The 21,320-nt window shown below is 70.9% G+C and carries 21 protein-coding genes; 7 read left to right on the top strand and 14 right to left on the bottom strand.

The window, feature by feature from the left end; genetic code table 11:
• Nucleotides 1-16 precede the first annotated feature (16 nt).
• Entirely contained in the window at nucleotides 17-2,422 is a 2,406-nt protein-coding gene (locus F3H10_RS11050; RefSeq protein WP_149784828.1) for an amino acid permease, read from the bottom strand.
• 225 nt (nucleotides 2,423-2,647) lie between these two features.
• On the opposite strand from F3H10_RS11050, the gene F3H10_RS11045 reads away from it, so the two are divergent.
• Both F3H10_RS11045 and F3H10_RS11040 read left to right on the top strand, forming a co-directional pair.
• Nucleotides 2,648-2,965, top strand: coding sequence for a BolA family protein (locus F3H10_RS11045; protein WP_149784827.1), 318 nt, complete (start codon nucleotides 2,648-2,650; stop codon nucleotides 2,963-2,965).
• 65 nt (nucleotides 2,966-3,030) lie between these two features.
• A complete protein-coding gene (locus tag F3H10_RS11040) occupies nucleotides 3,031-3,237 on the top strand; it encodes a hypothetical protein (protein WP_149784826.1) in 207 nt (68 codons plus the stop codon).
• A 26-nt stretch (nucleotides 3,238-3,263) separates the two neighbouring features.
• Here the strand turns inward: F3H10_RS11040 and F3H10_RS11035 are convergent, their stop codons facing one another.
• The 5 genes from F3H10_RS11035 to F3H10_RS11015 form a co-directional block, all read right to left on the bottom strand.
• Complete coding sequence (locus F3H10_RS11035) at nucleotides 3,264-4,001, bottom strand: MogA/MoaB family molybdenum cofactor biosynthesis protein (RefSeq protein ID WP_149784825.1); 738 nt, start codon at nucleotides 3,999-4,001, stop codon at nucleotides 3,264-3,266.
• Between the two features lie 72 nt (nucleotides 4,002-4,073).
• Nucleotides 4,074-4,487, bottom strand: a complete 414-nt coding sequence (locus F3H10_RS11030; protein WP_149784824.1) for a DUF7124 domain-containing protein — start codon at nucleotides 4,485-4,487, stop codon at nucleotides 4,074-4,076.
• Nucleotides 4,488-4,597: 110 nt separating this feature from the next.
• Entirely contained in the window at nucleotides 4,598-4,786 is a 189-nt protein-coding gene (locus F3H10_RS11025; protein WP_149784894.1) for a hypothetical protein, read from the bottom strand.
• Between the two features lie 109 nt (nucleotides 4,787-4,895).
• The gene (locus F3H10_RS11020; RefSeq protein ID WP_149784823.1) at nucleotides 4,896-7,139 is read right to left on the bottom strand and encodes a PAS domain S-box protein; all 2,244 of its coding nucleotides are present in this window, start codon (nucleotides 7,137-7,139) and stop codon (nucleotides 4,896-4,898) included.
• A 94-nt stretch (nucleotides 7,140-7,233) separates the two neighbouring features.
• Complete coding sequence (locus tag F3H10_RS11015) at nucleotides 7,234-8,472, bottom strand: NAD(P)/FAD-dependent oxidoreductase (RefSeq protein ID WP_149784822.1); 1,239 nt, start codon at nucleotides 8,470-8,472, stop codon at nucleotides 7,234-7,236.
• 215 nt (nucleotides 8,473-8,687) lie between these two features.
• Here F3H10_RS11015 and F3H10_RS11010 point away from each other — a divergent pair, with 215 nt between their 5' ends.
• Nucleotides 8,688-9,284 (top strand): DUF6149 family protein, encoded by a 597-nt coding sequence (locus tag F3H10_RS11010; protein ID WP_149784821.1) that lies wholly within the window; start codon nucleotides 8,688-8,690, stop codon nucleotides 9,282-9,284.
• A 26-nt stretch (nucleotides 9,285-9,310) separates the two neighbouring features.
• Here F3H10_RS11010 and F3H10_RS11005 read toward each other — a convergent pair whose 3' ends face one another.
• Together F3H10_RS11005 and F3H10_RS11000 are read right to left on the bottom strand one after the other, a co-directional pair.
• On the bottom strand, nucleotides 9,311-10,738 hold the full coding sequence (locus tag F3H10_RS11005) for an FAD-dependent oxidoreductase (protein ID WP_149784820.1): 1,428 nt from the start codon (nucleotides 10,736-10,738) through the stop codon (nucleotides 9,311-9,313).
• 5 nt (nucleotides 10,739-10,743) lie between these two features.
• Entirely contained in the window at nucleotides 10,744-11,439 is a 696-nt protein-coding gene (locus F3H10_RS11000; protein WP_149784819.1) for a GNAT family N-acetyltransferase, read from the bottom strand.
• A 90-nt stretch (nucleotides 11,440-11,529) separates the two neighbouring features.
• On the opposite strand from F3H10_RS11000, the gene F3H10_RS10995 reads away from it, so the two are divergent.
• Nucleotides 11,530-12,123, top strand: coding sequence for a class I SAM-dependent methyltransferase (locus F3H10_RS10995; RefSeq protein ID WP_149784818.1), 594 nt, complete (start codon nucleotides 11,530-11,532; stop codon nucleotides 12,121-12,123).
• Here the strand turns inward: F3H10_RS10995 and F3H10_RS10990 are convergent.
• The gene (locus F3H10_RS10990; protein ID WP_149784817.1) at nucleotides 12,120-13,556 is read right to left on the bottom strand and encodes an ATP-binding protein; all 1,437 of its coding nucleotides are present in this window, start codon (nucleotides 13,554-13,556) and stop codon (nucleotides 12,120-12,122) included. The genes F3H10_RS10995 and F3H10_RS10990 overlap by 4 nt on opposite strands.
• Before the next feature lie 109 nt (nucleotides 13,557-13,665).
• Between F3H10_RS10990 and idi the strand changes: the two genes are divergently transcribed.
• Both idi and F3H10_RS10980 read left to right on the top strand, forming a co-directional pair.
• A complete protein-coding gene (idi, locus tag F3H10_RS10985; protein ID WP_149784816.1) occupies nucleotides 13,666-14,262 on the top strand; it encodes an isopentenyl-diphosphate Delta-isomerase in 597 nt (198 codons plus the stop codon).
• A gap of 83 nt (nucleotides 14,263-14,345) precedes the next feature.
• Nucleotides 14,346-15,101 carry a glycosyltransferase family protein gene (locus F3H10_RS10980; protein WP_149784815.1) on the top strand — a complete coding sequence of 252 codons (756 nt, stop codon included), beginning with the start codon at nucleotides 14,346-14,348 and terminating at the stop codon, nucleotides 15,099-15,101.
• Between the two features lie 30 nt (nucleotides 15,102-15,131).
• Here F3H10_RS10980 and F3H10_RS10975 read toward each other — a convergent pair whose 3' ends face one another.
• The 5 genes from F3H10_RS10975 to F3H10_RS10955 all read right to left on the bottom strand — a co-directional run bounded on the left by F3H10_RS10975 (nucleotide 15,132) and on the right by F3H10_RS10955 (nucleotide 20,716).
• The gene (locus F3H10_RS10975; RefSeq protein ID WP_149784814.1) at nucleotides 15,132-17,159 is read right to left on the bottom strand and encodes a molybdopterin biosynthesis protein; all 2,028 of its coding nucleotides are present in this window, start codon (nucleotides 17,157-17,159) and stop codon (nucleotides 15,132-15,134) included.
• Entirely contained in the window at nucleotides 17,156-18,439 is a 1,284-nt protein-coding gene (locus F3H10_RS10970) for a molybdopterin molybdotransferase MoeA (RefSeq protein ID WP_149784813.1), read from the bottom strand. The genes F3H10_RS10975 and F3H10_RS10970 overlap by 4 nt, the downstream gene beginning before the upstream one ends.
• Before the next feature lie 90 nt (nucleotides 18,440-18,529).
• Entirely contained in the window at nucleotides 18,530-19,426 is an 897-nt protein-coding gene (locus tag F3H10_RS10965) for a CehA/McbA family metallohydrolase (protein WP_149784812.1), read from the bottom strand.
• 67 nt (nucleotides 19,427-19,493) lie between these two features.
• Complete coding sequence (locus F3H10_RS10960) at nucleotides 19,494-20,435, bottom strand: DUF7139 domain-containing protein (RefSeq protein ID WP_149784811.1); 942 nt, start codon at nucleotides 20,433-20,435, stop codon at nucleotides 19,494-19,496.
• Between the two features lie 50 nt (nucleotides 20,436-20,485).
• A complete protein-coding gene (locus F3H10_RS10955) occupies nucleotides 20,486-20,716 on the bottom strand; it encodes a hypothetical protein (RefSeq protein ID WP_149784810.1) in 231 nt (76 codons plus the stop codon).
• Between the two features lie 137 nt (nucleotides 20,717-20,853).
• Here F3H10_RS10955 and F3H10_RS16375 point away from each other — a divergent pair, with 137 nt between their 5' ends.
• The gene (locus F3H10_RS16375) at nucleotides 20,854-21,141 is read left to right on the top strand and encodes a zf-TFIIB domain-containing protein (protein ID WP_149784809.1); all 288 of its coding nucleotides are present in this window, start codon (nucleotides 20,854-20,856) and stop codon (nucleotides 21,139-21,141) included.
• The last annotated feature ends 179 nt before the right edge of the window (nucleotides 21,142-21,320 follow it).

The raw sequence follows: 21,320 nt of genomic DNA, 5'->3' as shown, positions 1-21,320 counted from the left end.
CGGAGAAGCGGGGCGGTTAGCGGTCGGCGTTGCGGTCGCCGTCGCGGTCGTCGTTGTCGGCGTCGTCGGATTCCACCACATCGCCGTCGGATCCCTCCTCCACCGCCGGGGTCGTCGGTTCGGTCTCGACGCCGACGTCCGCGTACGAGTCGTCTCGGTCGCGGGAGCCGGAGCCGAACAGTCGGTCGACGATACCGCGATCGTGGCGCTTCTCCGCCAGAAGCACGGAACACTCCACGTCGTAGAGCACGTCGAGCACGAGCGAGCCGCGGACCAGCCGCGAGAGCAGCCCCTTCTCCGTCGCGCCGATCACGAGCAGGGTCGCGTCGCGGGCCGCCTCGGCGATCCGCGACTCCACGTCGCCGGACTCGACGCGGAGTTCCGCGTCAGCGAGGCCGTTGTCCGCGGCCCACGACTCGAGGAACGCCTCCCCCTCGGCGCGGTCGTCGGCGACGTGGAGCAGCGTGATCTCGGAGCCGAACTCGACCTTGAGGGTCCGCGCGACCGCCGCCGACAGCTCGGAGTCGGGACCGCCCGCGGTCGGAATCAGGATCCGGGAGGCGTCGAAGCCGCGGTCCCGGAACACGAGGAAGTCACACGGCAGCGAGTGGGCGAGTTCGTCGACCGCCGACTCGGCCCGGCCGGGCGCGCCGTGGGAGTTCTCGCCCCAACCCATCACCGTCAGGTCCGCGCCGTAGGTCCGCGCGGCGTCGAAGACCTCCTCGAAGACGCGGTGTGAGAGGACGACGTGGGTCTCCACGTCGACGCCGAACGTCTCGGCGTCGTCCCGGGCCTGGTCCAACAGGCCGTGTGCCGCCTCGTGAGCCCCCCGGTCCCGCGCGGCCTCGAGGGAGGTCTGGTCGGGGACGTTCGCGATGTTGACCGCGACGACGGTCCCGTCCCGCTGTTTCGCGATCGCCGACGCCAGCGTGATCAGGTGCTCCTCGGTCGCCGGGTTCGCGAGCGGCACCATCACCCGGTAGTCGCCGCCGCTCGGCTGGACCGAGGTGGCCGCCGACACCGCGGGCTTGGGCAGCTCTTCCGAGCGGTCGAGGACCCACGTCCCCAGCACGCCGCGCGCCTCCACCCGCGAGCGGGCGTACAGCAGGTACCAGAGCACGGCGAAGGCGACGAGGCCGAACGAGATCAGGATGATCGTCGGCTCGATGTAGACGATCAGCGCGAACGACGACAGCGTCCCGATGATCGGGACGACCGGATAGAAGGGGACCTCGAAGTCGGGGTCGTACCCCTCGACGCCCGATTCGCGCATCACGATGAGCGCGAGGTTGAGCAGGCCGTAGACGATGAGGTGGAGCACGGACCCCATCGTCGACAGCGACTCGACGCCGCCGGCGACGAGGAACACGAGGATAAGCGCGCCGGTGAGCGCGATCGACTTGTACGGCGTGCCGAACCGCTCGTGGATCTCGTTGAGCTTCGGGGTGACGATCTTCTCGCGACCCATCGCGAAGTTGATCCGCGACGACGAGAGGATGGAGGCGTTCGCCGACGAGGCGGTCGCGAGGAGCCCGCCGATGAGCAGCATGCCGGCACCGACCGCGCCCAGCGAGTAGCCGAACACCTCGTAGTTGCCGAACAGCAACCTCGCGGCGTCGACGACCGCGGTCTCGTTGTTCGCGACCAGTTCGTTCGGCACCGCCGCGAGCAACACGACGAGGAACAGCGCGTACACGACCGTGACGATGACGACCGAGCCGAGGACCGCGAGCGGGAGGTTCCGCCCGGGGTTCTTGATCTCCTCGGCGACCGAGGTGATCTGGACGAATCCGAGATACGAGACGAAGATGATCCCGGTGACGGGAAGCACCTCGCCCGGCGTCCCCGGCGGCGCGATCGGCCGCAGGGAGTCCATGTCGGCGTTCAGCAGGCCGACGACGGTGAAGACGGCGAGGATGCCGAGAAGCGACATCACGATGACGATCTGGAGGCCGCCGGTCTCCTTCGCGCCGAAGTAGTTGACCGCGATGAAAAGCAGCGCGCCCGCGAGCCCGATCACCTGTGCGGCCTCCAGCGTGAGCGGCCCGAGGCCGACCGGGCCGAGCCCGACGAGCGCGTTGACGTACTCGCCGAAGCCGTACATGTAGAACGCGGAGGCGAACGCGAGCCCGAGCCAGTTGGCCCAGCCGGCGATCGAGCCGAACATCGGGCCGAGCGCCCGGTTGACGTAGAAGTACGCCCCGCCGGATTTGGGCATCGCCGTGCCGAGTTCCGAGGCGGATAGCGCCGTGAACAGCGCGATCACGCCGCCGAGGACGAACGTGGCCGCGGCGAGCGGGCCGGCCCGCGCGACCGCGGTCCCGGGAAGCACGAAGATCCCGGCACCGATCATGGTGCCGATACCGATCGTGAGCGCCGCGAGGGGGCCGAGGTCCTTCGCCAGTTCCTCGTCGCCGCTCACGAGCGGCCCTCCGTCGTGACGTCGTCGTCGACGATCGACACGACTCGCTTCGAACTACGCGGAGTCATGGAGCACACTCTCTCGGCAAGGGATTTAGGCGGTTCGTTCGTCGCTCGGGCGCTGGAACCGTCCGTCCGGTGCCCGTGGGATTCCCTCGAGCGTCCGTTTCGGGTCGGTTCCGTCCGCTCCCGGTCCGTTTTTGCCCGTCCGCGTCGGACGACCACCATGACCATCGACACGGCCACGATCGAGGAACTGATCGAGTCCGGGATCCCGGAGTCGGTCGCGCGGGTGAGCACGCCCCGGATCCACGACGACGAGGACGAGGACGCCCACTTCGCGGCGGTCGTCGTCTCGCCCGCATTCGAGGGTGAGTCGCTCGTCGACCAGCACCAGCGGGTGTACGACGCCGTCGGCGACCACATGACCCGGTCGGTCCACGCGCTGGAGATCAAGACGTACACCCCCGAGGCGTACGCCGAACACGGCGACGGGACCCTCGAGGACGACCTCCGGACGGCCGGGTTGCTTCCCGTCGAGTAGGGTCGAGCGGGGTCGTGCGCACCTCGTCCGGGAGCTTTTCGGTCCCCGCGGCCGTCGCCACGGACATGTCGCCGTCGCCCTCCGCGCTCGAGCGGCTCGGAGACGCCTCCCGGCCGGTTGTGGCGCTTTTCGCCCTCCTCTTTCTCGCCGGGGCGTACCTCCGGGCGAGCCGGGTCGACCCCGCGTTCGGCCTCGTCGTGGTCGCGTTCCTCGTGATGAACGGCGGGCTGATCGCGCTCGGCGGGTGGGCCGCGGGTCGGAAGCGGGACTGACGCCGCGGAGCGGACGCGACGCGGCCTCAGTGATCGTCGCCGTGGCCGTCACCGTCGCTGCCGTCACTGTCGTCGTCACCGCCGTCGCTGTCGTCGTCACCGTCGCTGCCGTCCGACGATTCCGAACCTCGGTCGGCCAACCCGGCGAGGTGGCCGATCTCGGGCAGGACGATCTCCTCGACGCCGAGCCGAACCGCGTTCTCCGAGCCGGGGAGACAACAGACGATGGTTCCGTCGATCACCCCCGCCGTCGCGCGGGAGCCGATCGTTCGCGTGCCGACCTCCTCGGCGGAGAGCCGGCGGAACAGCTCGCCGAAGCCGGGTAGTTCCTTCTGGAAGAGGGGGTCGACCGCCTCGGGCGTGACGTCGTCGGGAGTCACGCCCGTGCCGCCGGTCGTCACGATCGCGTCGGTGTCCTCGCGTCGCGCGAGCTGGTCCACGGCGCCCTGAACCCCGTCGAACTCGTCGTCGACGAGTTCGCGGACGACGACCTCGTGGCCCGCGTCCTCGAACGTCTCGACGAGCCGGTCGCCGGAGGCGTCCTCCTCCAGGGACCGGGACGAGGAGACCGTGACGACCGCGACGGCGATCGTCTCGGCGTCGTGGGCGTGATGGTGGTCGTGGCCGTGGTGGTCGTGGTGGCGGTCATGGTCGTGGTCGTCCTGACCGTCGTGGTCGTGCTCGTGATCCTCGTGACCGTGACTGTCGTGGTCGTCGTGGTGACCCTCGTCGCGGTGACCTTCGTCGTGGGCGTCGTCGCTCATGGTCGCCCGTTCGTCCGGACGAGTGAAAACACCACTCGTCGCGAGCGGATCTCTCTCGAGGAAAAGGCGGGATCAGGGCCAATCGTCGCGGGACGGCTCCTCGACTTCCTCGGCCTCCTCCGGCGCCGCGAGAGTCCAGCCGGCGGCCTCGGCGGCGTCCTCGATATCGAGGAACTCCCAGCCGGTCGCCTCGGCGACCGCCGCGTCGTCGTCGTCGACGCCGACGAAGACGTGCCGGTCGGTGTCGAACTGGCTCTTGATGTTCTCCAGGCTCTCCTCGACGCCGCGCGGCCCGGAGAAGAAGTCCTGGCGCACGCGGTGTTTCCGGGTGAAGTTCGTGACGACGTACGTGGGCTTCTCGCTTACGACCCCGACGTACTCCGTCCACTGTCGAGCGCCGCTGAACACGGCGTTCGGATCGGCGAGTGTCTTCAGTGCCTCGAGTTCGAACGCCAGCGTCATGTCGCTTGATCCGCCGCTGTCCATGCGTAGCGTTTCGCGCCGCGGGCGAAAACGACTTCGCTTCTCGCGTGAACCGCCGACGGTGAGTCCGGACGGGAGACGGGGTCGAACGGCCGGCGACGGTCGCCGCCGGGTCAGCGGGCCCGGATCCGGTAGTAGTCGGTGAACTTCACGACGTCGCCGTCCTCGAGGTCCGCGGACTCCGGAGCGGTCCGCGGTCGCCCCGCCAGCTCGGCGACGGCCGCCTGCGTCGCCTCCTCGAGCTCGTCGTAGTGGCGGACCCGCGCGTCGGGCGGTACCCTCCCGGTGCGACGCAGTCGCATCCGTCGTCCCTCGTCTCGGAGCGCCATATGGTACTATTTACCATGGTATTTGTTAACTCTTTCGAGCGGATCGGACGGGTCGGTCGCGACGTCTCGAATCGGCCGATCGTCACCCTTCGAACGCGCGGTCGTCGCGGGACGGGTCGAGCGTCCGACCGTCGCGGCGCGGCAGCGTGACGGTCACGACGGTACCGCGGGGCTCGACGTCCGCGACGGTCGCCGACCCGCCCGACTGCTGGAGCACCCAGTACACGAGCCACAGCCCGAGCCCGCTGCCGTGATACAGCGCGTCGACCGCCCGGCCGGTCTCCAACACGTCGCGGTTCATGCCGTTCAGTCCGGGGCCGTCGTCCGTGACCTCGATCGTCACCGTCTCCGCCGTCGTCTCCACGGCGACCTCGACCGAGGGTCGGTCCCGGTCGTGATGGACGATCGCGTTGTGAAGCAGCTCCTCGATCGCCCGATCGATCCAGCCGGTCGCCGACGCGACCGCCTCGCCCGCGGCCGGCGTCGACGCCGAGATCGACGCCTCCGGAAACCCCTCGGCGGTCGCCTCGACGAGCTGGTCGACCGTCCGACCGACGTCGACCGGCTCCGTGTTCGGCGGGTCGCTCAGGACCTCGGTGATGTGGTGGGCCTTCTCGCTCGTCGTCAGGAGTTCGTCGGCGCGCGAGACGATGTAGGACGCCGCGTCGGCGGGGTCGGCGGGGGCCGCGGAACCGCCCTCCGGAGCGTCGAACCCCTCCACGTTTCCGTCGGCGATCTGTTCCGCCCGGCCGCGGATCACGGTCATGGCGTTCCGGAGGTTGTGCTGGAGCACCCGGTCGACCACCCGGAGCTGGGTGGCCCGGTTCTCGCTGTCGGTCACGTCCCGGAGGACGCCCACGACGCCCGCCACTCCGTCCTCCTCGTCCGAGGCCTCGAGCGGGTAGTAGCGCACGTCGAACGTTCGGGTTCCCCGATCCGGATGGGTCCGCGTCGTCCGGTACTCGATCGAGTGTCCCCGGAGCGCGCGGTCGACGTGGCGTTTCACGTCCGGGTACTGCTCGTCGTCGACGACGTCGTCGAGCGTGAGTCCGCGCACGTCCGCCTCTTCGATGCCGTGATACGTCCGATACTGCCGGTTGGCGAACAGGAACTGCCCCTCGCGGTCGACGGCGGCTATCAGGTCCGTCGCGCCGTCGATGGCGCGCTCGAACCGCTCCAACTCCCGCTCGCGGGCCTTGATGTCGGTCACGTCCCGGCAGATCGCGAAGGTCCCCGACAGCTCGCCGTCGGCGTCGTAGTACGGGTACCGACGCGTGCTGAAGGTCGCCTCTCGCTCGCTCCGCTCGAACGTCGGAGAGACCTCGTATTCGGCGATCTCACCCGTCTCGAGCACTTCCTCCCGCCGCTCGTCGATCGTCGCGGCCGTCTCCGGGTCCATGAACGCGAACTCGTCGTCGCCGTACAGTTCCTCGCGCGGCACGCCCGCGAACTCGCTCACGGCCTCGTTGAGCAGTTCGAACTCGCCGTCGCGGTTCTGTAACAGGATGGGTTCGTCCAGCTGCTCGACGATGTCGCGGTACTGCTTCAACCGCCCTACCGCCGCCTTCCGCTCGGTGATGTCCGTCTGGATGGCGACGAACCGCGAGACGGTCCCGGCGTCGTCCAGCACCGGCGCGATCGTCTGGTGGGCGTGGTACGATTCGCCGTCCTTGTGACGGTCGACGATCTCCTCCTCCCACACCTCGCCCGCGCGGATCGTCTCCCACAGCGACGCGAAGTACTCCTCGGGCATCTCTCCGGAGTTGAGTATCGCCGGCGTCTCGCCGATGGCCTCCTCGGCCTCGTAGCCGGTGTGTTCGGTGAACGCCGGGTTGACGTACTCGATCGTCCCGTCGGTGTCCGTGACGTAGATCGCGTGACCGGCCTGCTCGATCAGGTTCCGGAACGTCCGGAGCTCCCGGCCCCTGTCGCCCTCGGTACGCTCCCGGAAGCTGCCGGTGTAGACGCGTCTCCCCTCGCTCTCGTGGTCGTGAAACCGGACCGAGAAGGTGTGAACGTCGCCGTCGGCGGACGCGAGCGGGATCGTGACGTTCCCCTCGCCGACGAGTCGCTCGGGGTCCCCGAGGCGTGCGCGGAGGGACCGGGCGCGCTTCTCGGCGGTCGCCTCCGGGACCAGCGACGCGATTCGCCGACCGAGGAGGTCGCTCGCGGCGTACCCGAGGACCGATTCGACCGCCGGGTTCGCGTAGACGACCGTGCCGTCGCCGTCGAGCGAGACCACCGGGTCGGAACTCCCCTCGACGAACGACGCGAGGAACCCGTCGTCGGACGAGTCCGGCCGGTCACCGGGGGTGTGACGCGTCATTACTGATACGTCAAGCGAGGGCGACGTGAAAAGGTACTGGCTCCCCTCGGAGACCGGGAACGCGCTCCGGGACGAAACCCGGCGCGCCGGCCGATCAGTGTTCGGTCGACGCGGCGAGGTCGTCGACGGCGAAGCCGGGCTCCATCAGGAGCTCCTTCTGACCGCTCACGTCCCGTTTCTCGCGCATCAGCTGTTTGAACGCGGACTGCGGCGAGAGGTCGCCGATGAGCACGCCGCCGACGACCCGGCCGTCCTTCAACGCGACGCGACGCCACTCGCCCTCGTCGGTGGTGGCCTCGACCGAGTCGTCGCCGAGCGTCGGGTGCCCGAACGAGAGGAACGGGAAGTCGAAGTGCGTGATGGAGTACGAGGAGACCCACTCGAAGGGCTCGCTGCCGTACTCGATCATGTTGTGTGCGGCGATCGTCCCCTGCTCTTTGGCCGACCCCCACGCGCCGTTCTGCGCGCGCTCGCCGAGGACGACGTCGTGGAACTCCGTGATGTCGCCGGCGGCGAACACGTTGTCGACGTTCGTCCGCATGTGCTCGTCGACGACGATCCCGGAGTCGGTCTCGATCGGCGTGTCCTCGACGATCTCCGTGTTGAAGTCCAGCCCGATGGCCACGCCCGCGAAGTCGCACTCGTATCGCTCGCCGTTCGGGTCGACGGCCGCCTCCACGTGGCCGTCGTCGTCGACCTCGAAGCGATCCACGCCGGAGTCGAAGACGGGCTCGACGCCGCGTTCGCGCATCGCCTCGTGCATGATCTCGGCGCCCTCGTTCGAGAGGGCGTATCGCCACCAGGAGTCGCCGCGCATCAGGTACTTCGCCTCCACGTCCTGCTCGCCGCAGATCGCCGCGAAGTCGATGCCGAGCAGCCCCGCGCCGACGATGACGCCCCGTTCGGCGTCCTCCACGCTCTCCTTGATCTTCCGGGCGTCCTGGAACGTCCAGAAGTGGTGGACCCCTTCGGCGTCGGCGTTCTCCACCGGCAGCTGCTGGGGGGTCCCGCCGATCGCCAAGAGCAGCGAGTCGTACTCGATCGTCTCGCCCTCGTGGGTCCGGATCGCGTCGTTTTCGACGTCGATGTCGACGACCAGCGTGTTCAATCGGAGGTCGACGTCGTGGTCGTCGTACCACGACTCGTCGTGGATCGAGATCGGCGCTTCCGGGAGCTTCCCCTTCGCGAACTCCTTTATCAGGATCCGGTTGTAGAGGGACTCCCCCTCCTCGGTGATGACCGTGATCTCGGCGTCAGGCGCTTCCTCCCGGAGGGTTTCGGCCGCAGAGGCCCCCGCGATCCCGTCCCCGACGATCACGTACGAATCGCTCATGAGCGGCCCTTCGGATTCGGGGTTAATGTGGATTGTCATCCGCGTTCAGAATCGTGATAGTCCCTCGCTCGCCCGGTCGTTCCCGCGTCCGCGGGGCGTTCGGCCGGTCGTAAGGAGAGCGATCGCCCCTGTCACGGGGGACGCGAGCCCGATCGACCGGGTCGTCGTCGCCGTCGTCGCCACAGATTCAAGGTCGTCCCGGCCCAACACGGCGTATGAAGATCCGGCAGAACATCCGCCACTGGGCCGCCAAGAAGGCGCTCACGACCCCGGTGGTCGGCGACGTCGCCAACGACAAGCTCGTCGACCTCCACACGAGCATCTTCCTCAACAAGGCCGACGAGGAGCGTCGCGAGGAGCGCAGAGCGCACCTCGACGACTTCTTCGACGCGACGATGGACGCGTACGTCGCCGCCCTCGAGGCCGGCTTCCCGGAGGCCGAGGCCCGCGAGATCACCCACATTCAGGCCAACTTCGACTTCTTCAACCACGGCTGGACGGAGATGATGGAGATCCCGGGCGACGAACTCGAGGAGCACTACCGCCGGTACGACTCGTTCTTCTCGGAACACGGGATCACGATCGACGACCCGCTCGGCGAGTTCCGCCCGGCGGCCGGGGTCGCGGACGCGCCGGAGACTCCGGAGCGGCTCGAGACGGCGGAGTACGAGAACGCCCTCGCCGGCTTCGCCGACGACGTGTACGTCGAGACCGACGACGGCGAGACCGTCGTCGGCGGCGACACCGAGGAGCCCGAGGAGGTCGACCCCGCGGCAGCGCCCGGGCTCGACGAGGACGAAGCGAGCGCCTGAGGGGCCACGACCCTCCGCCCCTTCCCTTACTCCCACTCGAAGCCTGCCCCGTCCGGATCGCTCGCCGGGTCCGCCGTCGTTCCGTCGTCGGTCGCTCCCGAACCCGTCGTTCCGACGCCCGCCACTGCCTCCGCGGCCGCGACTCCCGCGGCGACCCGTGCGTCGAGCGACCCGCCGAAGCGGTCGAGGCGGCTCCCCGGACCGGCGTACGCGACGCCCGGAACCCCGACTTCACCGAGGTCGACCGACAGGACCTCGCCGGGCGGAGCCGCCACGGCCGCGGCGGGATCGCGAGCGACGCGGACCGACCGAACGTCCTCCCGTGAGACCGACGGGAACAGGTCCGCGAGCGCCGACAGCCAGCGATCCCGGAGGCGCTCGTCGTCCACGTCGTCTCCGTCGCTTCCATCGTCCTCGTCTCCGTCACTCCCGCCGGCGAGCGATCCGCCGCGGCCGACCAGATACGTCAGGTGGTCGCTGCCGTACCGCTCGGGCGGGACCAGGTTCGTGTGTCCGAACAGCGTTCCGAACGGGGCGTCCTCGCCGCCGGAGAGCGCCCCCGGCTCGACCGTCACCCGCCACGAGTCGACGATCGGGTCGTCCGTCGTGACGAGCGCGGACGCCCCGGGGATCGCCTCGACGCCGGGATCGATTCCCGTCAGGTCCTCGAGGACGGCCGGGCCTTCGGCGACGACGACGCCCGCACACTCGACGACTCGGCGGCCGGTCGGCGTCTCGACGGCCAGCGAGACCGGCCCGCCGGAACCGGCGTCGTCGCCGACGCCGAGACCGATCCCGGCGACGCGGCTCCCGGTCCGAACCGCCTCCTCGCCGATCGACTCGACGAGCGCGTCCACGAGACGGGCCGTCGAGCCGTCGACGTGGCCGACCGACGTTCCGCTCCGGCCGCGCGCCTCGCGCGATCGGAGCCACTCCGCGAGCCATGCTGCGGAGACGTCGCCGGCGCGGTCGCCGAACTCGGCTCGAAGGACCGGCTCGACGTACCCCTCGTAGGTCGCCCGCGACGCCCGGTCGGCGACGAACGCCTCGACCGTCGTCGCGTCGAGGTCGGCGGGGGCGCCGCCGAGGCTCCGAACCGCGCGGGCGAGCCGCCTCGCTCGTGCGGCGTCGACGAGGCCGGTCCCCGGATACGCCAGCCGCTCCCACGGGGCGTCGATCCGGTGGACGACCCCGTCGCGGTATCGAGCGGTTCGGCCGCGCCCCCGGACGATCCGCTCGCCGAGTCCGAGGTCGGTCGCGAGCGACTGGAGGGCGTCGTCCGTCGGCGAGAGGTAGTGCGGGAACCGCGCCACCGGGTCGCCGGCGGTGTCGACCGTACGCGCGCGGCCGCCGACCGCGTCGCTCGCCTCGAACACCCGGACCGCGTGGCCCGCCTCCCGGAGCCTGACGGCCGCCGAGAGCCCGGCGAGCCCGCCGCCGACGACGCCGTACATACCGTCTAGGACGGGCCGTCGTCGGTAAGTGTGTTGCGGGGATCGGACTGGCTGGGTGGGTCGGACGGGCCGGGCGGACCGGCGGGGTCGGCGGGCTCGCCTCCCTCGTCGCCGAGACGGTCCGCGAGGAACCGTCGGACCGCTTCCGGGGGGTCGTCGTCGCGGTCGCGGAAGACGGCCAGCCCGGAGCGGTATCGCTCGGCGTCGTCGCGGGCCGATGCGGGTGCGTCGGCGGGCCGCTCCAGTTCCAGTTCCGCGAGGCCCGTCTCCTCCCCGGTGTAGGCGAACCCGCACTTGTAGAGCGCCTCGTAGGCGAACGGGTTGTTGACCGCGATCCGAACGCGATCGTATCCCGTGTCCGCGAGCCACGAGACGGTCCGACGGACCAGTTCGGGACCGAGCCCCTCGCCGCGGCGCGCGGCGTGGACGGTGACGTAGCGGAGCCGACAGCACGCGGGGTCGGTGCGGTCCGGCGAAAAGGAGACCGCCGCGAGGACGTCGTCCTCGAACTCGGCCGGGTCGACGCTCTCGGGGAGCGGCTCCTCGGGTTCCCACTCGGGGACCGCGGCGGAGCCGTCGTCGGTTCGCAGAAACGCCTTCCCGGTGTCGCCGACGACGAACTTCCCGGCGTACGCGAACGCCCGGTAGTCGAGCCGGCACGTCGCTCCCTCGCCCGGCGCGCCCGCGACCGTGAACTCCATGCGAGCCGATACGGGCGGAAACGAATAAACGGTCCCGGTGATCCTGGCGTCGACCGGGGTTATAACTCCGCGCCGACCGCAGCGGACGCCATGTACGGCCTCGGCGACGTTCGCTTCTTCGACCGGATCGCGCCGCTTTACGACCTCGTCATGCCGTCCGCGAACGGCGCGGCGCTCTCGGCGGGGTTCGACCGCGCGGAGCGGCCGATCGACCGGCTGCTCGACGTCGGCGGCGGCTCCGGGCGCGCGTCGGCCGCGCTGACCGGACCCGAGATCACCGTCGTCGACGTCTCGTCCGGGATGCTCCGTCGGGCGCGGACCGCCCGCGGGCTGTCGGCGGTCGTCGGCGACGCGGGGCGGCTCCCGTTCCGCGACGACGGCGTCGACGCCGCCATGGTCGTCGACGCGTTCCACCACCTGCCGGACCGCGAGGCCGCGCTCCGGGAGGCCGCGCGCGTGATCGCGCCCGGCGGCGTTCTCGTCGTTCGCGAGTTCGATCCCACGCATCCGCTCGGCCGGCTCCTCGTCGCCGGCGAGCACGCGATCGGCATGGGGTCGCGGTTCTCGACGCCCGACGCGCTCGCGGACGACATGGAGGCCGCCGGGTTCGACCCGGCGGTCGTCGACCGGGGATTCGGCTACACCGTCGCGGGGGTGCGCCTCGATCGGGACGGGACGGCCTAGTCCTGCGGGTGGCCGTGCGCGTGGGCGTCGTCGCCGTCGTGATCGTGACCGTCTCCGTGGTCGTGACCCTCGCCGTGGTCGTGGCCGCCCCCGTGATCGGGTCCGCTGTCGTCGGTCTGGCCGAGTACCTCCGCGCCCTCGCCGTCGATCATATCCATGTTCTTGAGGTTATCCCGCTCCTCGAAGTCGGCGACGGCCTCCATCACGTCCTCCTGGGTGATGGTCATGCGGTCCTCGGTCAGCGCGCCGAGCACCGCCTCCCGAAGCACCATCCGGAGGTCCGATCCCGTGAGTCCGGTGGTCCGGTCGGCGACCTCCTCGGGGTCGAAGTCGGCGATCTTCATCTCGCGGGTGACGACCCGGAGGATGTCCGCGCGCATGTCGCGGTCGGGTTTGGGGAAGTTGACGATCTCGTCGAAGCGTCGCCACGCGGCCGCGTCGAGCTGGTCCGGGTGGTTCGTCGCGCCGATGAGGAGCACCTCGTCGCGGACGAGCGACACCTCGTCGATCGACTTGAGCAGGGTGTTGACGGCGCGCTTCAGGGCGGCGTGTTCGTCCGACCGGCGCGTCTTCGCGACCGAGTCGAACTCGTCGATGAAGAGGATACACGGCGAGAGCCGCTTCGCGACCTCGAAGGTCTTCTCGACGTTCTTCGCCGTCTCGCCGAGGTACTGGCTCGTGATCATCGACATCTTCACCTCGACGAGCGGGATCCCGAGCTGGTGGGCGAGCGCCCGCGAGACCGTGGTCTTCCCGGTGCCCGGCGGGCCGACGAAGAGCAGCTTCCCGATCTCGCGGAGCCCGATGCTCGCGAGGTACTCGCGGTGTTCGATCGCCTTGACGATCTTCTGGATCTCCTCCTCCTGGTCGCCGGTCAACACGAGGTCGGCGAGCGTGGTCTCGATCTCCTCGGGCGCGCGGACGTTGACGAGGTCGAGCATCTCGCCGTCCTCGTCCTCGTCGAAGTACTCCTCGAGGAGCGCGTCGATCCAGACGCGGTCCGCCTGGATCGGCCGGACGCTGTCGCGCGCCTCTTCGTGGGAGACGGGTGCCTCGAGGCCGTCGGCGGCCGCGAGCGCCGCGACGAGCGTCGGGTTCGAGGCGATCCGGTCGTCGTCGGCGTGATCGCGGTACCACTCCAGGCCCATCTCGGGTTGGGTGAGCGTGATCTCGCCGGAGAACTCGGTGTGTTGGGTGAATAGCAGGTCCGAGACCGCGTCCCAGGGCCGCTCGACGCCGGTCGCCGTGCGGGTGCTGGCGTCCGTCGCCTTCAGCGGACGCTCGACGCCGCCGGGGGCGTCCTCGGCGGCGTCGTCCGACCAGAACACCCGCCGGAACCGGGGCGGGAGGTCGTTCTCGTCGAGGTCGCGGTTCTCGCTGTAGAAGTGCGTGGTCAGAACGAACTCGACAACGTCGAGCGCCGGGTCACTCATCCCCGTTAGGTAGCCGTGGCACGCGTTTAAGCGCGTCGAAGCGCGGGTCGTCTTCGTCCCCCTCGCGCCGTATCGAACCCTTATTAGTCTCGGTGTGAGACGGTGACGTATGAGTTCCGAGGACGCCGAGGCCCCCGATCCCGACGGCGGGGGCGCTGACGCCGACATCGACCACGAGAACGCCGCCCAGGACGTCGTCGCCGTCGATCCCGACGACGCCCCGCAGGGCACCGTCAACCGGCTCGACGCCCACACCGGCGACGGGATCCGCCACCGGGCGTTCACCTGTCTCGTCTTCGACGGCGACGGCCGGATCCTGCTGGCCCAGCGCGCCCCGACCAAGCGGCTGTGGGACGGCCACTGGGACGGCACCGTCGCCTCCCATCCCGTCGAGGGACAGTCACAGGAGGACGCGACCGAGACGCGGCTCGAGGAGGAACTCGGGATCTCGCCCGATCAGTACGACGACCTCCGGGTCACCGACCGCTTCGAGTACAAGCGTTACTACCCCAACGCGGGCGTCGAGTGGGAGGTGTGTGCGGTCCTGAAGGTCACCCTGTCCGACACCGACCTCGATCCCGACCCGGCGGAGATCGGCGGCCGGATGTGGGTCGACTACGACCACCTCCACGAGAACCCCGCGCTGTACCGACAGCTCCGGCTCTGTCCCTGGTTCGAGATCGCGATGCGGCGCGACTTCTCGTAGCAGTCGGCTTTTCGGCTTCCTCCCGCTCCCGTTCCGCCGGCGAGAAACCGCGAGTTGAAGTCGGAGCCGCGACTGGGTCCGATATGACCGTCGTCGTCGTGTTTGCGAACCCGCCCCGCGAGGGGCTCGTCGCGACCGGGCTGGCGGAGTCGACGCCGCTGTCGACCGCCGAGGCCGCCGAACTGTACGAGGCCGCCCTCCGCGACGCCGTGCTCGCGGTCGACCGCTCCGGCGGCGACCTGCTCGTCAACTACCCCGACGAGGAGGCCCTTCCCGAACCTCATCGAACCGACACGCCGCCGGAGGCCGAACTCCGCACGGTCGTCGCCGACACGCTCGGCGGGACCGGCGACGTCCGCTTCGAGCGGCAGGTCGGGTCGACGTTCGGCGCACGCGCGGGCAACACCGTCACGCACCTGCTCCGCGAGGAGGACGCGGACTCGGTCGCGGTCGTGAGGCCGACCGCGCCGCTGTTCTCGCGGACGGTCGTCGACTCCGCGGCGATGAAGCTCCGGACCAACGAGGTCGTGATCGGCCCGTCGACCCGCGGGCGGGCGTACTACGCGGGCTTCACCGAGCCGATCGACTTCGAGGGCGCGTTCGATTCCCCCGCGCTTCCGACGCTCGCCGCCCGCGGCCGCGACGCCGGGCTCGACGTGGAGTTCGTCCAGTCGCTCCCCTCCCTCGAGACGCGCGCCGACCTCCTCGACACGATCCCGCTGCTCCGGGCGCGCTTCGCCGCCGAGCGGATCGTTCCCGACTACACCGCCGCGTTCGTCCACGAGCACGGCCTCGACGTCGTCGTCGAGGACGGCGAGGAGCGGATCGTCCGGGATTGAGGCGGGACCCGGGAGCCCTTCACCGCCCCGTCAGGCCGAGTAGCCCGCGAGCCCCGCGAGCAGCCGCTCTGTCCCGTCGTCGTCGAGTTCCGCCGCGAGCGACGCCACCGCCTCGCGGTCGGCCCGGTCGGTCGCCGCGCGGACGACGACCCGCTGTTCGCCGAGCGGAACGAACCCGCAGCCGAGCCGCTCGGCGGTCTCGCGGAGCCCCAGTCCGGCGTCGGCGTCGCCCGCGAGCACCCGACGGACCGGGCTCTCGAACGCGCGGAGCGTCAGCCCGTAGCCGTCGATGCGGTCGGTCAGGTCGGCCCGGGAGCCCCCGCGCTCCGTCGCGAGGTCCCCGATATCGTCGTCGAGGCTCCGGCGGAGCCCCGTCTCCGTCGGTCGGTTGACGAACCGGAGGTCCCGGTCGACGAGGTCCGCGACCCCCTCGACGCCCTCGGGGTTTCCGTCGGGTACGACGAGGCCCCACTCGCGGCTCCACTCGCCGAGGACGACGCTGTCGACGTCGCGGTCGGTCGGGCCGGCGACCACGGCGACGTCCGGGACGCCGTCGCGGAGCCGCCGCAGCCCCTCGCGCGAGCCGACCGGGAGGTACCGCGGGTTCTCGAGCCGGTCGAGGAGGCGGTTGACCGCGGGGTCGTCCTCGCCGACGCCGAGCAGGGTCGGCGGACGGACGTCCGGCGAGAACAACTGGACCGTGACGGGCTCGCCCGCCTCCAGGTACTCCGTGTCCGGGTCGACGGCGACGACGCCGTCGGCCTCGACGAGGCTCGTCGTCGCACCGGACCCCTTGTCGACGGGGTAGACGAGCGGGAGGTCCCGGTCGCCCGCGGGGCCGTCCGCGGCCGCGCCGTCAGCCGCCCCGCCGCCAGTCGTCCCGCCGTCTCCCAGATCGAGCAGGCCGACCGGCATCAACCGGAGCCGCCCCTCGCCGTAGCGCTCGCGGACGGCCATCCGCCCCTCGACGGTCGCGGTCCGCGGTTCCGGGAGGCCGGCTGCCTCGCGGACCGCCGGCGCGACGAACGTCCGGAAGATCGTGAGCGCGGAGACGGGATAGCCGGGGAGCCCGACGTAGGCGGACTCGCCCCCGTCGGCGCGGTCGAGCCGCCCGATCAGCATCGGCTTGCCCGGCTTGACGGCGACGCCGTGGAGGAGGAGCTCGCCGCGCTCCTCGATCACCCGGTAGATCACGTCGACCGCGCTCGCGGAGGTCGACCCCGACGAGAGGACCAGGTCGCACTCGTCGGCGGCCTCCCGGAGCAGCCGCTCCATCTCCGCGTAGTCGTCGCCGGCGTGCGGGTAGAGGACGGGCTCGCCGCCCGCCTCGGTGACCCCCGCGGCGATCGTCGTCGAGTTCACGTCGTAGATCTCCCCGCGGGAGGGGTCGAGGTCGTCGCCGGGGCGGACCAGCTCGTCGCCCGTGGAGACGATCCCCACCGTGGGCCGGCCGCGGACCGGGACCTCGTCGACGCCGAGCGCCGAGAGCAGCCCGATCTCGCGGGGGGTCAGCCGGGTTCCGGGGCCGAGCGCGCGGGCCCCGGCGGCGATGTCCGCGCCCGCGGCCATCACGTGGTCGCCCGGCGCGACCGACGTGCGGAACGCGATCCGGGCCGGTCGGTCGTCGCCTCCATCGTCGCCTCCGTCGTTTCCGCCAGTCCCGCTTCCGTCCGCCGGCCGCTCGTCCGTGCGCTCGACCATCACCACCGCGTCCGCGCCGTCCGGCATCACCGCCCCGGTCGACACCTCCGCGCAGGTCCCGGGCTCGACGGTCACCTCGGGGGTCGCCCCCGCGTGGACCGCGCCGACGAGGTCGAGTTCGACGGGGTCGGCCTCGTCGGCCCCGAACGTGTCGCGGGCGCGGACCGCGTACCCGTCCATCGACGCCCGGTCGAACCCCGGCACGTCGATCGCGGCGTCGACGCGCTCGGCGAGCACCCGCCCGCGGGCCTCCTCGAGCGGGACCGACTCCGGTTCGGGCACGAGGTCCAACGACGCGATCGCCTCGCGGGCGGCGTCGGGCTCGGCGAGGTCGCGGAACTCCTTGCGCTCCGTCATTCGGTCACCTCCCAGAGCTCGACGTCGACGACGTCGCCGGCGTCGAGGCCCTCGCGCGGCTCCGGCACGACGACCCAGCCGTCCGCGAGCGCGACGCTCGAGAGGACGCCCGACCCGCTCGCGCGGGTGGGAGTCGCGACGTACGGGGCGTCGTCCGGGTCGTGGTGGGGGTCGTCCCCCCCGTTCTCGCCGTCCTCGGCGTCTGATCCCTCATGCGACAGTTTCACCCGGGCGAACGTCCGCGTTCCGGGCTCGCTCGCCACCTTGCGGTCGAGTCGCGCACGCCGGGTCGGGAACGGGTCGGCGATCGTTCCCGCCACGCGCTTCTGGACGGGACGGAGGAACTGGACCGCGTTCACGATACACGCCACCGGGTAGCCCGGAAGCGAGACCACGGGGGTCCCGTCAACCCGGCCGAGACACACCGGGTGGCCGGGTTTGAGCGCGACGCCGTGGACCAACACCTCGCCGAGGCCGTCGACGACCTCCGGGAGGAGGTCGCGCTCGCCGACGGAGGAGCCGCCGGTCGTGACGACGACGTCCGCGTCGAGGTCCGCCTCGATGGCGGCCGCGAGCGCGTCCTCGTCGTCGGTGACGACCTCGCGGTATCGCGGCTCGCCGCCCCAGCGCTCGACCAGTCTGGAGACCGTCAGGCCGTTCGTCTCGATCACCTCGCCGGGGTCCGGATCGGACTGGACCAGCTCCTCGCCGGTCGGGATCACGGCGACGGTGGGACGATCGCGGACGGCGACCTCCTCGAGGCCGACCGACTTACACAGCCCCAGATCGGACGGACGAAGCGTCTCGCCCGCCTCGTAGAGCCGCTGTCCGTCCGCCACGTCCTCGCCGGCCGCGCCGACGTTCTCGCCGCTGGCGACCGCGTCGAACGTCTCGACCTCGTCGCCGACCGTCTCGACGTGCTCGATCATCACGACCGCGTCCGCGCCCTCCGGGAGCGCGCTCCCCGTGTGGACTCGGGCGGCTTCGCCGGGGGCGATCGATCCGTCCTCGTGGTCCCGTTCCCGGAGGACGGCGGGCGACCGGTCGGACGCGCCGAAGGTGTCCTCGGCGCGGACCGCGTACCCGTCCATCGCCGCCCGGTCGTAGCCCGGAACCGGCGCGGGCGCGTCGATCGGCTCGGCGAGGACCCGGCCGTCGGCGTCGGCGAGGGGGACCGTCTCGGTCCGGCCGTGGGGCTCGGCGGAATCGAGCAGCGTCGCCCGCGCCTCCGCGACGCGGGTCCGCCGTTTGAACCCGGCCTCGTGTCTGTCGTGGCTCATGCTCGCCCGTTTCGCCTCCGCGGGCAAAAACCCCGCTTCCCCGGAGGCTCCGTCGGATCGATCGCCCTCCCGCCCTCCCGATCGGTGGGCCTACCTGAACCACGAGAGTGCCCGTCCGAACCGATGAGCGCCCTGTGAGAGGCCGACCCGCGCCATCGTGACGGCCTCGACCGCCCCGCGAACCGTGGTGGCGACCCCTCGTCTCGCTCCCGTCCGGGCGTAGTATCCGGACTTGCGTCCGGCGGCGATCAGGTAGTGTCTCGCCGCCATCGGGACGGGCGCGCGCTTCCCGCTCGCGCTCGTCGTCCCCTCGCGGATCGCCGCGAGCACGTCCGCTGCGGTCACGTCGTCGACCGACGCCCGGTCCCGGACCGTCAGCTCCGTGAACGCGCGGCCGACGTAGTTCAGGTGGTGGGCGTCGCTGGCGGCGACGCCGGGGTAGCCGTGGATCGCCGCGAAGCGCCTGGCGCGCCGGTTGCGGTAGCCGGTGAACAGCCAGGCGTTGAACACCTCGATCGCGTCGACCTCGTCGACCGTGTCGCTCCCGATGACCCCGTCGCCATCGTCGGCTTCGTCGCTCCCGTCATCATCGTCGGCGTTCGACCCGGGAACGGGGATGTCGCGCCTTCGGACGCCGTGTCGCGACCGCTGGAAGGGGTGCGGAACGACTGCGACCCCGCCGCTGTCGTGGATCCACGACACGGTCGTCGCGTACGACTCCCCGCGCGGCGGCATCCGGTCGACGCCGATCGCGAGGAGGTGACCGTCGGCGGTCGACACCTCGACGCCGGGGATCCCGATCAGTCCGTACTCGGGGGCGATCTCGGCCGCCCGCTTCGACTCGCCCATCGTGTCGTGGTCGGTGATCACCACCGCGTCGAGGCCGATGTCCGCGGCGTGTTCCAGGATCAGCTCGACCGGCTCGTGACCGTCGTAGCTGTCCTCGGAGTGGACGTGCGGGTCGATCCGAACGGTGACGCTGGACACGCCCCGAATAGGCGGGCGACGGTATATAAGGCACCGATGTGTGGGTCGGGAGCGAGCGCGACCGCCGCTACTCGAAGATCCCGCGGATCCGGTCGACGACCGAGGACTCCTCGGCTTCCGCCTGCTCCTCCGCGCGCTGCTGCTCGCGGAGTTCGCGCAGCGCGGCGGCCTGGTCGTCGGTTCCCTCGCCGCTCGCGGTCTTCTTCTCGCCTCCCTGGAGCCCCTTGAGCTGGGAGACCGCGTCGTTGACGGTGCCTGAGGTGGTCCGGGTCTCGGTGGCCGACCCCGAGAGCGCGTCGCTGTCGATGTCCGCGTCGTCGACGGCGGTGGTGTTCAATTCCAGCCGGCGACCCTTCGATCGCTCGACGCCGCCCCAGGTGAGCTCGGCGTCGTCGAGCTCGCGTTCGATGTCGGCGCGGACCTCCGCGTCGGTGACGGTCTCGCCCCCTGTGCCACCTTCCCCGGCCGCCCCGGCGTCGCCGGCCGATCCCCCCGCGGCCGCGGATCCGGCCCCGCCGGCCGCCCCCGCAGCCGACGCCTGTTCGACGCGGTGGGCGACGAGCGCCGCCCCGGTCGCGCCGATGACGGCGACGAGTCCGACGCTGTACAGCGCCACGACCTGCGCGCTGTAGTCCGGCGGCTCGGCGACGTTCCAGTCGTGGGGGTACACCCGGACGAACCACGCGACCGCGACGAGACAGACCGCCGCGCCGCCGCTCCCGAGATACAGCATGCGGCGGTCGACGGGGAGGAGGACGACGACGCCGAGGAGGAGCCCCGGGAGTCCGAGCGCGGCGGCGACCGCGGCCACCTGTCGGACCGAGTACGTCGAGAGGGTGTTCGCCGGCAACGTCGCGCTGTAGAGGAACACGGCGACCCCGACGATCCCCAGGCCGAGCCCCGCGAAGAAGAGCCCGAACCCGGCGTACACGTCGACGGCCCGGTCCGGGTCGCCGATGTACCGTCGGTAGTAGCCGAAAAGCGGGTTCGTCTCGCTCGGATCGCTCATGTCTCGACGTTTCCGCCGAGTCTAATGATTGTTGCCCCCGCGTTCCGAACTCAGCTCGCCGGCTCCATCTCCTCCCAGCCGGCCGCGTCGCCCCGCAACAGCGATCCGACGATCCAGACCACCGAGTCGACGCCGCGGTCCGCCTCGAGGTCCCCCCGATCGACGCTCTCCACGAACCGATCCAGGTCGTCGAGGTCGATCCGCCCCGAAGTCACCGCGTCAGTGATCGTGTCCGTGTCGCTTTCCAGCACGCCAAGAAGGTCGGCCCCGTTCGCTCCCATTTCAAATAGTACTACAGAACGAGTTAATATATTAGTATCGGTTCATGCGGCTGAAACGTTCCGGAGGGATCCCTCGGCGCGTTCCCCGTGACCCCCGTATTTTTCACGGCCGGCGTCCACCGTCCACCCGAGAGACCGTGTCGACCGAGTGCCCGCGCTGTGGATCCGCGCTGACGACGTTCACGCTCGGCGGGGCCGAGGCCGTCGGCTGTGACGCCTGCGGCTACGCCGGCGTCGAGGTCGACCACTCCGGCGAGCCCCGCCTCGTCGAGAGCTGGGAGGAGGCGCTCGAACGGTTCGGCAGGGAAGAAGAGAAGGACGAGGAAGCGGACGGAGAGGAGAAGGACGAGGAAGCGGACGGAGAGGAGAAGGACGAGGAAGCGGACGGAGAGGAGAAGGACGAGGAAGCGGACGGAGAGGAGTAACGAATGCCACCGCTTGAGATCACCGACGACCACCGAGAACGCATCGAGCGCCTGCGCGAGGAACTGGCGGACCGACACGCCGGCCCGTACGCGACGGTCGGCACCGAGGAGGTCCTCTCGTACCTGCTCGACCTCGCCGAGGCCGTCGACGACCCGGACCGCTCGGCCGACCCCGATCG

It is taken from the genome of Halorubrum aquaticum, assembly GCF_900113615.1.
In the GTDB taxonomy this organism is placed as follows: Archaea; Halobacteriota; Halobacteria; order Halobacteriales; family Haloferacaceae; genus Halorubrum; species Halorubrum aquaticum.
This window is presented reverse-complemented; position numbering and strand designations above follow the sequence as displayed.

Excerpts from the sequence above, each read along its gene's own strand:
- F3H10_RS11045 (WP_149784827.1), top strand. The coding sequence starts at position 2,648 with ATGACCATCGACACGGCCACGATCGAGGAACTGATCGAGTCCGGGATC.
- F3H10_RS11040 (WP_149784826.1), top strand. The coding sequence starts at position 3,031 with ATGTCGCCGTCGCCCTCCGCGCTCGAGCGGCTCGGAGACGCCTCCCGG.
- F3H10_RS11035 (WP_149784825.1), bottom strand. The coding sequence starts at position 4,001 with ATGAGCGACGACGCCCACGACGAAGGTCACCGCGACGAGGGTCACCAC.
- F3H10_RS11030 (WP_149784824.1), bottom strand. The coding sequence starts at position 4,487 with ATGGACAGCGGCGGATCAAGCGACATGACGCTGGCGTTCGAACTCGAG.
- F3H10_RS11025 (WP_149784894.1), bottom strand. The coding sequence starts at position 4,786 with ATGCGACTGCGTCGCACCGGGAGGGTACCGCCCGACGCGCGGGTCCGC.
- F3H10_RS11020 (WP_149784823.1), bottom strand. The coding sequence starts at position 7,139 with ATGACGCGTCACACCCCCGGTGACCGGCCGGACTCGTCCGACGACGGG.
- F3H10_RS11015 (WP_149784822.1), bottom strand. The coding sequence starts at position 8,472 with ATGAGCGATTCGTACGTGATCGTCGGGGACGGGATCGCGGGGGCCTCT.
- F3H10_RS11010 (WP_149784821.1), top strand. The coding sequence starts at position 8,688 with ATGAAGATCCGGCAGAACATCCGCCACTGGGCCGCCAAGAAGGCGCTC.
- F3H10_RS11005 (WP_149784820.1), bottom strand. The coding sequence starts at position 10,738 with ATGTACGGCGTCGTCGGCGGCGGGCTCGCCGGGCTCTCGGCGGCCGTC.
- F3H10_RS11000 (WP_149784819.1), bottom strand. The coding sequence starts at position 11,439 with ATGGAGTTCACGGTCGCGGGCGCGCCGGGCGAGGGAGCGACGTGCCGG.
- F3H10_RS10995 (WP_149784818.1), top strand. The coding sequence starts at position 11,530 with ATGTACGGCCTCGGCGACGTTCGCTTCTTCGACCGGATCGCGCCGCTT.
- F3H10_RS10990 (WP_149784817.1), bottom strand. The coding sequence starts at position 13,556 with ATGAGTGACCCGGCGCTCGACGTTGTCGAGTTCGTTCTGACCACGCAC.
- idi (WP_149784816.1), top strand. The coding sequence starts at position 13,666 with ATGAGTTCCGAGGACGCCGAGGCCCCCGATCCCGACGGCGGGGGCGCT.
- F3H10_RS10980 (WP_149784815.1), top strand. The coding sequence starts at position 14,346 with ATGACCGTCGTCGTCGTGTTTGCGAACCCGCCCCGCGAGGGGCTCGTC.
- F3H10_RS10975 (WP_149784814.1), bottom strand. The coding sequence starts at position 17,159 with ATGACGGAGCGCAAGGAGTTCCGCGACCTCGCCGAGCCCGACGCCGCC.
- F3H10_RS10970 (WP_149784813.1), bottom strand. The coding sequence starts at position 18,439 with ATGAGCCACGACAGACACGAGGCCGGGTTCAAACGGCGGACCCGCGTC.
- F3H10_RS10960 (WP_149784811.1), bottom strand. The coding sequence starts at position 20,435 with ATGAGCGATCCGAGCGAGACGAACCCGCTTTTCGGCTACTACCGACGG.
- F3H10_RS10955 (WP_149784810.1), bottom strand. The coding sequence starts at position 20,716 with ATGGGAGCGAACGGGGCCGACCTTCTTGGCGTGCTGGAAAGCGACACG.